Here is a 12,780-nt window from a genome sequence, read left to right on the forward strand (position 1 = left end):
GATACACCTCGCCAAAGGTAACGGGGGCGAGGGGGGCAATGGCCCCCCTCATGATCCTCCCTCTCACCACCTGCCCCTAAACGGCGTAGCCCGCCCATCATCGGGCCAGCCGTGCTTGATCGAGACCGTGCGGTGGCTCGCCGGCTCCTCCGGGGCGGTCGGCGCTGCGGGCTCGGCGGGGGCGTCTTCGAAATCGGCCTCCTCGACGTCGGCGGCATCGTCATCCGCCTCCGCTGGCCCGGGCAGGGCGAGGCGGCGTTTGCGGGCGGCGTCCAGTTCGGCTTCCAGGCGCCTTTCCTCGGCGCTCATGTCGGCGCGGCGGCGTTCGGCCATCAGGTCGAGCTTGCGGTTGAGGCGCTCGACGACCGCCTCGGATTCGGTGCGCTTCTCGGTCTCCCATTCGTGGCGCCACTCGGCCTTGAGCTTTTCGAGCTGCTGGCGGGTGTAGGCGTTCTCCTTGTGCGCGCCGCCCTCGCCGAAGCGCTTCGGCGCGCGGTTGCGCAGGAGGAACATCAGCAGGCGGTCGTTGTACTTGCGGCGGGTGCCGATGAGCTTGCCGTAGGAATAGACGGGCACCTCGACGCCGTTGAGGGCGCGATCCATGGCTATGTCCTCGAGCCGCTGGACGCCGCAGGCGAGCGCGGCGTCCCAGGCCTTGCGGAACTCGCCCGCCTGTTCGTGGCGGCGCAGCAGGTAGGCGCCTTCGGGGGTCATGTTGACGGCGTGGGCGGCGGACTTGACGCTGCCGGTATCGGCCAGCGCTTCGATGAAGCCGCGCTGGCGCTCGGGCGTCCAGCCGTCGTGGCGGTTGTAGTGGCGGGGGACGGGGGTGAACGCGGGTATTGTACCCTTTTTGTTCTTTTGGCGGCTGTGGTCGATCATCGGGCGGAGGCTCCGGCGGTGTGGGGATAGCTCGGGAGCCTGGCATGGGTTGGGGGATGTAGGAAAGTGGAGAAGGGCCCCGAAGGAGGGAAGGGCCCACCCCCAACCCCTCCCGCAAGCGGGAGGGGGGAGTTTTAGCGCTGGCTCCCCCTCCCGCTTGCGGGAGGGGGCAGGGGTGGGCCTGTCAGGCCATGGTCGCCAGGGCCGTGCCGATCGCGACCATGACGAGCACGGCGAGCAGCAGGCCGATCAGCCAGGCGGGGATGCCGTTCCACTCGGTCGGCTGGACCGCGGGGAGGCGGGGCCAATCGGCGAGCGGGGGCTCGTCGGAGTCGCGCGGCGTCTCGGCGCGCACGAGGGGGTAGACGTTGGAGGTTCCGGCGGCCTCGTCTTCCGCCGACTGCGGCGTGCGGCGCGGCTCGGGCTGGCGGAAGCCGTGAGCCCCGTAATCCGATTTAGGCCGCGAGACCATGTCGGGGCCGCTGATCTCGCTGACCATGGCGAGCTTCTCGAAAGCGAGCGACAGCTTCTGGTCGGCGAGGTGGCGGGCGATGGCCTGCCATTCGGCGTGGGCGGGGTTCTCGGTGCCCGGCTGGGGGAGGCGTTCGACGATGCGCTCCATCTCGGCGTCGACCGCGTGGAGCCGGTCCATCGCCGCCATGGCCGCGTGGCGGTCGCCGCACTTGATCGCGAGTTGCAGCCGGGTGAGCCCGAGCGCGCCGGCGCGCGAAAGCTGGAGCGTGCGGCTGAGCTCGGCCGCGAGGTGGGAGACGGGGTCGAGCGGCACGGCCGGGGCGGTGGGCTCGGCCTCGGGGGACACCTCGGGCTCCTGGAAGTGCGGGCCGAGGTAGGGATTGGGCGCGAGCGTCGCCGGGCGCCGCGGCAGATCGGCCATGCGGTAGGCGATCGTCGGCGCGGATGTACTGGCTGGCGTTGATGTCGGCTGCTTCGGCGAATTCGTCACTGTGTCCTCCCGGCCCCGCGGGTTCCTAAGGGCAAAACGGGGCGGCAGGGAACCGCGTTCCGTCCGGGCGTTCGCGGCCTGCGGCGAGGGACAGGGCGGCGGTTGGTTAGCCGATAAGTTAACCATATCACGGCCTTGGCGGCGGGGCTTTCGCCAATCTGTCAGCCAAGTGCCATGGGCGTCCGGTAAGGCATTCTGGGGCTTGGTGGATCTTCACGAGAAGACCCTTGGCAGCGGAGAATTGCGATGAAAATTACGGGAACGACGGATTCGGACATCCTCAACGGCACGGCGGGCGACGACCAGATCTTCGCGCTCGACGGTGACGACACGGTCCACGGCAAGGACGGCGCCGACAAGATCTACGGCAGCTTCGGCGACGACGACCTGTTCGGCGATACCGGCAACGATTCGCTGTTCGGCGGCGACGGCAACGATTCGCTCAACGGCGGCGCGGGCATCGACATCCTCAATGGCGGCGAAGGCGACGACAAGCTGTTCGGCGGCGACGACCGCGACCGGCTGGCGGGCGGCAACGGCATCGACGTGCTCAACGGCGGCAACGGCGACGACGACCTCGCCGGCGGCGGCGACAACGACACGCTGGTCGGTGGCAACGGCATGGACTTCCTCACCGGCGGCCTGGGCAAGGACGTGATGACCGGCGGCGCCGATGCCGACACCTTCTTCTACTACTCGCTCGACGAGACCGGCGTGGGCGTGGCCGACCGTGACGTCATCACCGACTTCCAGGTCGGCATCGACAAGATCCACCTCGCCGGCTTGGGCCTGACCGCGGACAACATCAGCTTCCAGCAGACCGCGGCCTTCACGCTGGTGAACATCGACCTGGATGCCGACCACGTGCCCGACTACCAGATCCAGCTCAACAAGGCGGTCGGGGTGACGCTGAACGATATCCTGCTCTGATCGGGCTGCTCTGAGCGTCAGGCGGCAGTTCGCTCCCATGCTGGCGCGTGCGGGCAGTGCAGCTTTTTGCACTTGCCCCGCGCGCGCCAGCGTTCAAAGGTGCCCGTAAACCGACAAACACGGGAGAATCCAATGCCGCGCGCGACAATCAACGGAATAGGCATCGAGTACGAGCTGCACGGGCCGGAGGGCGGCAAGCCCGTCGCGCTGACGCCGGGTGGGCGCTTCCACATGGACACCCCGGGCATCCGCGAATTCGCGCTCGAGCTGGCCAAAGGCGGCCGCCGCGCGCTGATCTATGATCGGCCGAACTGCGGCAAGTCCGACGCCTATGTCGGCGGGCTCAGCGAGAGCGAGAACCAGGCCGAAGCGCTGACCGGGCTGATCCGCCACCTCGGCCTCGGGCCGACGGCGATCATCGGCGGCTCGGGCGGCAGCCGCGTCTCGCTGCTCGCCGCGGCGCGCGATCCCGAGATCTGCTCGCACCTCGCGCTCTGGTGGATCAGCGGCGAGCCGATCGGGCTGATGCAGCTTGCCGGCTACTATTGCGGCGAGGCGGCGGGGCTGTGCAGCGTCGGCGGCATGGAAGCCGTGATGAACGCGACGTCCTGGGCCGAGAACTTCGCGATGAGCCCGACCTCGAAGGACTATGTCCGCAATTTCGATCCGGCCAAGTTCATCGAGATCATGCAGCGCTGGGCGACCTCGTACCAGCCGTCGGACATCTCGCCGGTGCCGGGGATGAAGCCGGTCGACTTCGCGCGCATCCGTGTGCCGGCGATCGTCTTCCGCAGCCATTCGAGCGACCTGTCGCACACGCGCACGACCAGCGACTGGGTCGCGCGGCTGTTGCCGCAGGCGCAGTACCTCGATCCGCCGTGGCGCGACGACGAATGGAACTACCAGTCGGGCAGCACCGCCGCCGGCAATGGCCATTCGCTCTTCATCTCCTGGCCGAAGCTCGCGCCGAAGATCCTCGAGCTAACTGCCTAAGAAACGGCAAACTGAAATATTTGTACGGTAAACGACGGCCCGGGAACCAACCCGGGCCGTTAGTCGTTTTTGTCACAGGGTCTCCGCATTTCGACTATCCGAACCCATAATTGAGGGGGCGTGATATGGAGCGTAGCTATCCGATCGTGCTGATCGTCGAGGACGAGCCCATCGTCCGCTTCTACGAGAGCGAACTTGCCGAGGGCGCCGGTTTTCTCACCTTGATGGCCAGCAACGCCGACGAGGCGCTACGCGAGCTCGAGGGGCCGGTCGCGGTGCGGATCCTGCTGACCGACGTCTCGATGCCCGGCTCGATGGACGGTCTGGAACTGGCCAACATGGTGCGCGAGCGCTGGCCCGACGTGCGCATCGTCGTCGCCTCGGGCCACGTCGACAGCCAGCCGGGCGACGGCTGCGAAGAGATCGTCTACGTCCACAAGCCCTTCACGCCGCACGAACTGATCGCCGCGCTGCAGAGCGTGGTCTAGCCTTTCCGGCGCTTCAGACCGGTTGGTATCGAACGGAAACCTTCGCCCGTCGGCGCATGGCGGCACCGATCATGCCGACGCCGGCCAGCATCATGGCCCAGGTCTGCGGTTCCGGCACGGGCGACGATGCCAGCGTGATCACGCGGAAATGGTCGCCCGGCGCGTCGGTCGAGAGGAAATTGAGCCGCAGGCTGTTCGCGCCCGGGCTGCCCAGCGTGATGAAATCGACACTCGGTTCCAGCCCGACCGAGGCCGGATCGAGATAGGTGACGCCCGCTGCGCCGAGATAGTTCGAGGCGATCAGCTGCGAGCGCAGGGTGATCGCGGCCAGTACCGGCGTGTCGAAAGTGATCGTTCCCTGCAGCGTCTCGCGCGCGAGCGGATCGAAGAAGACGAAATGGCTGTTGACCCGCGTGCCCGCAGCGATGTTGGTCAGCCCGAAATTGGCGATCAGTTCGTCGGTCAGAACGAAGTTCTGCGCCTCGTCGAAGGCGTAGAAGTTGTTGGTGTTGAAATTGTCCTGACCGACCGTGAACGGGCCGGTGCCGGTCAGGTTCACGAAGCTTCCGGCGCCCTGGACCGATCCGCCGTCGATCAGGCCGGACAGGACGGTTGCACCGGCCGGGACCGAGGTCGCGGCGAGAAGAGTGACGAGACCGGAAAGAAGCTTCTTCAAAATGACACCTGCTAGCCCGAGGGAGGAGCGGGCGTTTGCCCGCTCGATTGGGCTTGCGGTATCGGCGCCTTGTTACAGATAAATTTCGTTTCGGCTGTCGGCTGCGACAGCCGAATGACATTGTGCCATTTCCGTTCATTCTGCCTGCAGGCATGGGGAGCGCGGCAGTCGGCTCGCCTCGTGCCCGATGCCCGCGAAATGCGCCCCCGGCCACTTTAATGGGCACCCGGAGGCGCATCCGTTCACCAGTCGCCGAGGTGCTGAAGCTCGACCGGCAGCCCCAGAGATAGCACGTCGATGCCATATTGGGATGTTGCGAAGTCGCAACTTTGATTGCTATTTGGCAAGCAAGGCTTCTGAGCTTTACCCATCTTGTTTGCGTTAAAGACAAGGAAAATCAGTCTTATATGGTTGAAGTGAGGCTTAACTTTACCTGGGCCGGATAATTACTTTCGATAAAGTTTTAAAGTTTTTGTTAACTGCTCGACGCTATCGATATGGCATCGGGGTCGGTACCCCCGATTCAGGGACGGTACCCCTGGTAACGACAAAATCACGCCCCATCCTGGAGCCCCGCTTCGGCGGGGCTTTTCTTTGATGCCAACGAGGCAGGGGCCCGTTGCCGCACTCCATGCGGCCAAGCGCCGGTCGGGCTGCGCCTTCGCCCGTTCATCTGCATCAAGAATTCGTAATTATTCAAAGCGCGCCTGGCGGTCTATCTTCACCCCATGAGAGCGGATCGGCCGGATGGATAGGAATGTGGTCAGTCGCCTCGCACCGGATGCCGAGGCCATCGTGCAACTCTACAGGGAGGGGGCGTCCCTGGCCGACCTGGGCATTCGCTGGCACTGCCATTCGAACACGATCAAACGGTTCCTCGTTTCGCAGGACGTTGTCCTGCGTCGCTCAAGGCCAAAGCGCGGTCTGGATGAGGCGGAGATCGTCCGAATGCTGGATGAAGGTTTCGATGCGCACGAAGTGGCGCGGATGTTCAAGGTTCATCCCGAAACCCTGGCCGAGTTCCTCGTCGCAAAATGCGCAGTGATCGCATCGAACCCCGTGCGCCGACGTCGCTGACTGAACTCGGTTCGGGCCTCAGTGGTTCGTGGGGATGACGAACCTGATGGTTTCCTGGTTCGCGGCGCAGGCGGTGCCGCCGGATGGCCGAAAACTGGCCCTTCCTCAGGGCGTCGAGGGGGCAATCGCTGCCGTTCGCCCCGGTGGAACACAGCGCCGGCTTGGCTCCGATCAGGGCGCGTGCCTGAACCCTCGATAGCAGCCTTCGCGCCGAAAATGTCTGTTTTGTGCCCTCCCTGCCGCTGCAAAACCTAGGCAGGCAGGCGCCGCTGGCCGATGGAAGCTGGGAAGCACAATTCGGGAGACAGATGATGGAACGCCAGAAGGAACTGGATCTGACCGGCAAGGTCGTGATCGTTACGGGCGCCAGCCGCGGCGTGGGCAAGCAGGCCGCGCTCGACTTCGCGCGGCGCGGGGCCAGGGTGGTGCTGGCCGCGCGCACGGTCGATCCCGATCCCACCCTGCCAGGCAGCATGGGCGAGACGCTGAAGGAAATCGAGGCGCTCGGCGGCGAAGCGCTGGCCGTGCAGACCGACATCGCCAGGCAGGCGGACCTGAAGAAGCTGGTCGATACGACGGTCGAGCGCTTCGGCGGGATCGACGTGCTGGTCAACAATGCCGCTTCGACCGTCGGTTCGGTCTGGTCGAAGAAGTTTGCAGACCTGACTTTCGCGGAATGGACCAACGACTTCGATATCAACCTGCATGCGCCGTTCACGCTGATGCAGCTCGTCACGCCGATCATGGCCGCGCGCGGCGGCGGGCGGATCATCAACGTGACCACGGGCAGCGGTGAAGTGTTCCGCATGACCGAGGAGCACGTGCCGCCGAGCGAAGTCGTCGGGCGCAACCTCGTCGTGCCGAGCTATTTCGCCAGCAAGCGCGCGCTCGACCGGCTGAGCAACGTGATCGCGCCCGAACTGCGCAAGGACAACGTCTACGTCATAGGTCTGCACCCTGGCTGGGTCGCGACCGAGATCGTCAGCAAGCGGCTGGAGGCCCAGGGCTTCGATCCCAAGGAGGGCGACAACCGGCCGGTGCTGCCGACCGTGCCCGCGCGGATGATCGTCTATTTCTCCAGCTGCGAGAACCCGAACGAATACACCGGCCGGCTGTTCTGGGCTGAGCGCGAGATGGCCGACATGGGCGTCTCCTTCGATCCGACCGTGACTGAGGGACGGGCCGAGATCGAACTGGCCGAGACCAGGTACTGAGCGCAAGTACTGGGCGAGCGCCGTCAGCCTTTACCTGCCCCTGCTGCCGTGTTTAGCTGCTGCTCCGAGGTGACGCCCTGATGGGCATGTGGAGTGGTGCGGTGAACGACGGCAGCAGCGGCGACGTGCGGCAGACCGGTGCCGCTCTCGAGGCGCGCAAGCGCGACCTGTCGCGCTGGGTGGACATCCGCAAGTCGATCTTCGACGACGTCGACCGATTCACCGCGGAGCGGCAGGTCAGCTTCGCGGGCGGGGCGATCGAAGTGCGCCGTTACAGCTGGTCGAAACCGGTCGAGTCCGTCTGGACCACGGGCCAGCGCTGCTATCTGTTTCACATGGCGCTCGATGGCGGCGGGCCGCCCCACGTCGTCACCAACCTCCGGTCGGGCCGGAACGCGCCCGGCCACATGGGCCGGCTCGCCATGGTGCCGCCGGGGCAGGAGCTCTCGTCGATCTCGCAGCCCGGCTCCTCGCGCGGAATCCGCTGCCTGCTCGACGCGGCGCTGCTCGAGTCTTTCCTCGACGACGTGCCCGACTGGCGGGAGGCTTCGCTGCACGAGGCCTTCCACCTGTCGGGCGGCCAGATCGAGTGGCTGATGCGGCGGATGTACCGCGAGACGGCCGAGCCGGATTTCGCGACCGTGCCGATGCTGGAAGTGCTGTCGAAGCAGCTCGCGGTCGAGATCGTCCGCAAGTTCCGGCTGCGCAGCATCAACGACTTTCGCGCTGGCGGCCTCGCCCCCTGGCGCATGCAGCGCATCCGCGAGCGGCTCCATGCCGACGCTCCGTTGCCCGACCTGACCGAGCTCGCAATGCTCTGTGATATGACCGTTCGCCATCTCGCCCGCGCCTTCCGCACCGAGACCGGCCAGACGCTCGGCAAGTACCGCGAACAGGTCATGGTCGAGCGCGCGACGCAGATGCTTGGCAAGGGCATGACGATCCGCGATGTGGGCATGGCGCTGGGCTTCTCGGGCGCCGGAGGGTTCCGCTCGGCCTTCCGCCGCGCGACCGGCTTCCTGCCGGGCGAGATCAAGGCGCCGCGCTAGTCAGTGGGGCGCGGGATGCGCTTGCCCTTGGTCCGGCTGGTGAGATGGAACTGCCGGCAGCGGTCGCAGCGATAGATCCGCAGCGGAACGCGGCCGGCCTGCGCGGCGATCAAGGCCTCGGCTTCCGACGTGTAGTGCACCTTACGGTTGCAAATGCTCAGCCTCGTGCGCACTGCCGTGCTTCTCCAGGAGCGTGGGGCCGGGCAAATCCTGGCGGCAATAGCGTTTCGGCGATGGCCCGGACTCGTTCGGTCTGTTCAGGATACCCGTTGCATGCGGCTCTGAAAGAGCCAAGGCAGCCGACCCAGCCTGATGCCCTTGCTCAGTGAACTTCGCGCCAGGGCCCATGACAGGACAAAGATGACCGCGATAGATCCGGCCCGGATGGCGAGCTGCGTTTCCGCTGGCTGGCCATGCGCCAGCGCGCGCGAAGCGGCAAGGACGGGTACGTGGATCGCATAGAGCGGATAGGATATGCTCCCCAGGAGGAGTAGCGGGCCGGCGAAACGCTCTCCGACCTGCGCGCGGATTGCCAGCCAAAACGCCATGGGCAGCAGGACCAGCACGGCGAGGCAATCGCCTGCAGCCCGCGGCAGCGGTACGACCGGCAGCAATATCAGGATCATCGGCACTATCGCCAGTCCCCAGAACCAGAGCAGTGGGGTTCCGGGCTGCGAACGGCCAAAACGGCGCGCGAAGAAGACGCCCAGCCCATAGCCGAAACCGACACGGAAGAAGCCGCCCCACCAGTTGCCGACGGTATCTCCGATCGCCAGGTTGCCGAACTTTTGTCCTACCAGAACCAGCATCACGGCCGACCCGCCGACGAAACCGAGCAATTGAGCATCGCTCAACCGAGACAGGAACTTGGCGTGCACGAAATTGGCGATGAGTTCGAACGTCACCGACCATTGCGGCCCGTTCAGCTGATAGAGGCCGCAGTTGCCGGCGAACACCGGCAGGAACAGCAGGCTGAACGCGGTAATCGCCAGGACCATGCTCGTATGATTGGGTTCCCATATGAACTGCTGAACAGCGCCCATCACGATGCCGACAGCGAGCAACGGCCACAATCTGCAGATGCGGAAGATGAGGAAGCCAGACGCGGAGCTCGTTCTGAGGCGCTCCTCGTAGGACAGCGTAAGGACGAAGCCGCTGAGCATGAAAAAGAAGTCTACGGCGAGATAGGCGCGCGGGAACAGGCCCTCGTAGCCAAAGTAGGTCGGTTCGTGATGCAGCATGACCAGTATCGCGGCGATGCCGCGCAGGCCGTCGAGCAAAGGCAATCGCGACGAAGCCGCGTCCGATTTGTGCGTTGCTGAGCGGGCGCCGTCGATTGCAATCACCGATACGGATCCGATCCTCCGCCGCGGCTAGGCCGCGACGACCTGCACGAATTGCGGCCGGCTGGGCTGGCCGCCACCGACCAGCGTCGGGATCGGCTGGCCTTCGGACAGGGCGACGAGCGGCATCCCTGCGGCGGCGAGGGCATAGGGCGATACGCGGTGGCGGGTGCAGAGGCCGCCGGCGCCGTCGCTGACCAGCGGCGTCTCGAACTCGACCCCCAGCTTGTGCTCGGCCACGCGCATGACCGTGCAAACCACGAGCTGGCCGCCGCCCATGTCTAGCACCAGCCCGGTGCCGACGGGCACGCCGAGCAGGCCCTCGATCGAGGCGCCGGTGCGCGAAAGCTCTCGCATCAGCGCTTCGTAGCGGTGGTCCTCGTGGATCACGCCGACGCGGCGGAACATCGAGCGGCGCTCCGAGCGGTGGCGGTCGGGCCCGGCGGGCTCGATGCGGAAGTTCTGCGCGGCGATGTTCTCGAGGATCTGCTGCTGCGGCAGCGCCTTCGAATAGATCCAGCCCTGGATGTAGCGCGCGCCCTTGTCGCAGACGACGTGGTACTGGTCGAAGGCCTCGACGCCCTCGACCGTGGTTTCCATGTTCAGCGCGTCCGACAGGCCGATGATCGCGGCAATGATCTTTGCGCTGTTCTGGTCCTTCTCGGTGCAGGAATCGACAAAAGTGCGGTCGACCTTGATCTTGTCGAAGGGCGCCGAGCGCAAATAGCTGAGCGACGAATAGCCCGTGCCGAAATCGTCGAGCGCGAGCCGGACGCCGAGGCCCTTGAGCGCGCGGAAGGTCGCGTCGGTCTCCTCGCTGTCGCCCATGAAGATGGTCTCGGTGAGTTCCAGCTCGAGCCGGCCAGGGGCCAGGCCGCTTTCGGCCAGAGCCGCCTCGACGATGCCGACGAAGGCGGGGTTGGTGAACTGGCGTGCCGAGACGTTGACCGCGACGCGGACCGTTTCGGGCCAATGCGTCGCGTCGGTGCAGGCGCGGCGCAGCGCCCATTCGCCGAGCTCGTTGATGAGGTTCGATTCCTCGGCGATCGGGATGAAGACGTTGGGGCCGACCGCGCCGCGTTCAGGGTGCTGCCAGCGCGCCAGCCCTTCGAAGCCGATGACGACGTGGTCGGAAGCGCGGACGACGGGCTGGTAGTGCAGCTCCAGCTCGTCGTTGAGCAGCGCCGCGCGCAGGTCCTCGTCGACGAGTCGGCGCTCCTCGGCCTCGCTCTTGAGGTCGGCCGAATAGAAGCGGAACTGGCCGCGGCCGCCGTGCTTTGCGGCATAGAGCGCGAGGTCGGAATGGCTGATCAGCTCTTCCATCTCCAGCCCGTCGTAAGGCGCGATGGCGATGCCCACCGACGTGCCGATCGAGGCACGCTTGTCGCCGATCGGATAGGGCTGCGAGATCATCTGGATCAGCTTGTCCGACAGCTCGCCGAGCTTACCGCGGTCGTCGATGTCCGGAAGGATGATCTGGAACTCGTCGCCGCCGAGCCGGCCGATCTCGCCGCGCTCGCCGATCACGCGCCGCAGCCGCTGCGCCACCTGCTTAAGCAGGTCGTCGCCGGCGGGGTGGCCCATCGTGTCGTTGACCGCCTTGAACCGGTCGAGATCGAGCATCATCAGCGCGCAGGAGCGCTTGGCTGCCTTGAACGCGGACAGCGTCTGGCCGAGCTGGCGGCCCATACGGTGGCGGTTGGCAAGGCCGGTCAGCGAGTCATATTCGGACAGGTGCAGATCCTCGAGCTTGCGCTCGTATTCGGTGGTGATGTCCTTGGCGCTGCCGCGATAGCCGACGAATTCACCGTTCGCATCGAACTTGGGCTGGCCCGAGAGCGACCACCAGGCGGTGCGCTCTGCCCGGCTGGGCGCGAAGCGTACCGGCGTGTCGGCGATCTTGTTGTGTGCGGTCAGGCGGAAATTGAGCGAGCGGCCCGAGCTGTCGCCGTCCTCAAGATCGGGCTCGAACAGCGCGGCAAGCGGCTGTGCGAGCAGCTGTTCCAGCGGGCATTCCAGCTTCGCGGCGGCATGTTCGGAAATGTAGATCAGGTGCCCCGCGGCGTCGGTCGCCCAGAGCCAGCCGCTCCCCGCGTTCTCGAAGTCCTCGAGCACTTCCAGGCGCAGATTGGCATTGCCATAGGCGCCGGCCCCCGGCTTTCGCGTGCCTCCGATGCCCTTGAAGATGTTCGCTACCGCCATGCCCGGCAAATCATTCCCTGTGTCGCAGGCCAACCTAGGCCTGACACCGGAAGACACCTCTAAACGGGTTTGGTATCTAATCTCCTAAGATGCGTTTCCGACCTCGGCGGGAGCGGAACGGTCATAGCCCTAAATAGCGCGGCGCGACGACGGACTGCGGCCGGCGTGATCGGCGGCCTTCTTGGTAAACATCGGGTGAGCGGCCGGGCCGCGGGATCGTCCACGCGGTCCGGCCGGCCATTTCGCCGCTCAAGCCATATGGAGGACGCGCAGTTCGGCCGCGGGCAGACCGCCGTTGGCCACCTTGCGCATCAGCTCCGCCTTGCGCGCCGTCATCTGGTCGCGCAGCGCGACGAGGTCGACGCCGGCCTTGCGGCACTGGGCGAACATGCCTTCGCTCGGCATTTCTTCCTCGTGCACGTGGTGCTTGATCTCCTCGGACAGCACATGGACCTTGGCGTCGTAGAAATCGTCCTCGGGAGAGGCCGCCATGATATCGTTGATCAGGACCTTGGCGCCGTCGTGCTCGACATAGGCTTCGGCCAGGGTGTCTTCCTCGATCTTGCCCTGGAAGGCGGGGTAAAAGATCTCTTCTTCGATGGTCGTGTGGATCTTGAGCTCGTTGCAGATCTGCGTTGCGAGCGCCTGCTTGCGGCTGGCACCGCTGGCTTTCTCGAACTGTTCGAACAGACCTTCGACCTTGCGGTGATCGGCCTTGAGCAGGGCAACGGCGTCGGTGAATTCGGGTTTGGCTTGAGGCATGTCTCGCTCCATCGTGGTTGCAATCAAGAACCGGGCGAGGGGCACTAGGTTCCCCGATTTGCGACAGGCCGCGGCGGGGGGATGTGCTCGGCCTGGGCGGAAATAGCGGGGCCGAGACCAGTGTTTCCGGCCGCCATGCAAAGCTGCGGCGCGCCTTGCCGGTATGCGCAAAAAAAGGCGGCCCATTTCTGGGCCGCCGT

Annotated in this window: 13 protein-coding genes; 6 read left to right on the top strand and 7 right to left on the bottom strand. The window is 65.8% G+C overall.

Annotation, left to right across the window (positions count from 1 at the left end):
• Positions 1 to 63 precede the first annotated feature (63 nt).
• Positions 64 to 882 (bottom strand): hypothetical protein, encoded by an 819-nt coding sequence (locus KRR38_RS35780; protein WP_254514622.1) that lies wholly within the window; start codon positions 880 to 882, stop codon positions 64 to 66.
• A gap of 184 nt (positions 883 to 1,066) precedes the next feature.
• Positions 1,067 to 1,846 (bottom strand): hypothetical protein, encoded by a 780-nt coding sequence (locus tag KRR38_RS02965; RefSeq protein ID WP_217398471.1) that lies wholly within the window; start codon positions 1,844 to 1,846, stop codon positions 1,067 to 1,069.
• A gap of 246 nt (positions 1,847 to 2,092) precedes the next feature.
• On the opposite strand from KRR38_RS02965, the gene KRR38_RS02970 reads away from it, so the two are divergent.
• The 3 genes from KRR38_RS02970 (at position 2,093) to KRR38_RS02980 (ending at position 4,257) form a co-directional block, all read left to right on the top strand.
• A complete protein-coding gene (locus KRR38_RS02970; RefSeq protein WP_217398472.1) occupies positions 2,093 to 2,776 on the top strand; it encodes a calcium-binding protein in 684 nt (227 codons plus the stop codon).
• 132 nt (positions 2,777 to 2,908) lie between these two features.
• Complete coding sequence (locus KRR38_RS02975) at positions 2,909 to 3,769, top strand: alpha/beta fold hydrolase (protein WP_217398474.1); 861 nt, start codon at positions 2,909 to 2,911, stop codon at positions 3,767 to 3,769.
• A 125-nt stretch (positions 3,770 to 3,894) separates the two neighbouring features.
• On the top strand, positions 3,895 to 4,257 hold the full coding sequence (locus tag KRR38_RS02980; RefSeq protein ID WP_217398477.1) for a response regulator: 363 nt from the start codon (positions 3,895 to 3,897) through the stop codon (positions 4,255 to 4,257).
• Between the two features lie 13 nt (positions 4,258 to 4,270).
• On the opposite strand, the gene KRR38_RS02985 is transcribed toward KRR38_RS02980, so the two are convergent.
• Complete coding sequence (locus KRR38_RS02985) at positions 4,271 to 4,933, bottom strand: PEPxxWA-CTERM sorting domain-containing protein (protein WP_254514623.1); 663 nt, start codon at positions 4,931 to 4,933, stop codon at positions 4,271 to 4,273.
• A 759-nt stretch (positions 4,934 to 5,692) separates the two neighbouring features.
• Here KRR38_RS02985 and KRR38_RS02990 point away from each other — a divergent pair.
• The 3 genes from KRR38_RS02990 to KRR38_RS37280 all read left to right on the top strand — a co-directional run bounded on the left by KRR38_RS02990 (position 5,693) and on the right by KRR38_RS37280 (position 8,273).
• Positions 5,693 to 6,010, top strand: a complete 318-nt coding sequence (locus tag KRR38_RS02990) for a hypothetical protein (protein WP_217398479.1) — start codon at positions 5,693 to 5,695, stop codon at positions 6,008 to 6,010.
• Positions 6,011 to 6,321: 311 nt separating this feature from the next.
• Positions 6,322 to 7,224, top strand: coding sequence for an SDR family NAD(P)-dependent oxidoreductase (locus tag KRR38_RS02995; RefSeq protein ID WP_217398481.1), 903 nt, complete (start codon positions 6,322 to 6,324; stop codon positions 7,222 to 7,224).
• A gap of 101 nt (positions 7,225 to 7,325) precedes the next feature.
• Complete coding sequence (locus KRR38_RS37280; RefSeq protein WP_217398483.1) at positions 7,326 to 8,273, top strand: AraC family transcriptional regulator; 948 nt, start codon at positions 7,326 to 7,328, stop codon at positions 8,271 to 8,273.
• Here KRR38_RS37280 and KRR38_RS03005 read toward each other — a convergent pair.
• The 4 genes from KRR38_RS03005 to KRR38_RS03020 all read right to left on the bottom strand — a co-directional run bounded on the left by KRR38_RS03005 (position 8,270) and on the right by KRR38_RS03020 (position 12,580).
• Positions 8,270 to 8,446: a hypothetical protein gene (locus tag KRR38_RS03005; protein WP_217398485.1), complete on the bottom strand. Its 177-nt coding sequence runs from the start codon at positions 8,444 to 8,446 to the stop codon at positions 8,270 to 8,272. The genes KRR38_RS37280 and KRR38_RS03005 overlap by 4 nt on opposite strands.
• An 84-nt stretch (positions 8,447 to 8,530) precedes the next feature.
• Positions 8,531 to 9,619: an acyltransferase gene (locus KRR38_RS03010; protein WP_217398486.1), complete on the bottom strand. Its 1,089-nt coding sequence runs from the start codon at positions 9,617 to 9,619 to the stop codon at positions 8,531 to 8,533.
• Between the two features lie 27 nt (positions 9,620 to 9,646).
• On the bottom strand, positions 9,647 to 11,818 hold the full coding sequence (locus tag KRR38_RS03015; RefSeq protein WP_217398488.1) for a bifunctional diguanylate cyclase/phosphodiesterase: 2,172 nt from the start codon (positions 11,816 to 11,818) through the stop codon (positions 9,647 to 9,649).
• Between the two features lie 249 nt (positions 11,819 to 12,067).
• Entirely contained in the window at positions 12,068 to 12,580 is a 513-nt protein-coding gene (locus KRR38_RS03020; protein WP_217398490.1) for a hemerythrin domain-containing protein, read from the bottom strand.
• Between the last annotated feature and the right edge of the window lie 200 nt (positions 12,581 to 12,780).

The organism is Novosphingobium sp. G106 (genome assembly GCF_019075875.1).
GTDB lineage: Bacteria > Pseudomonadota > Alphaproteobacteria > Sphingomonadales > Sphingomonadaceae > Novosphingobium.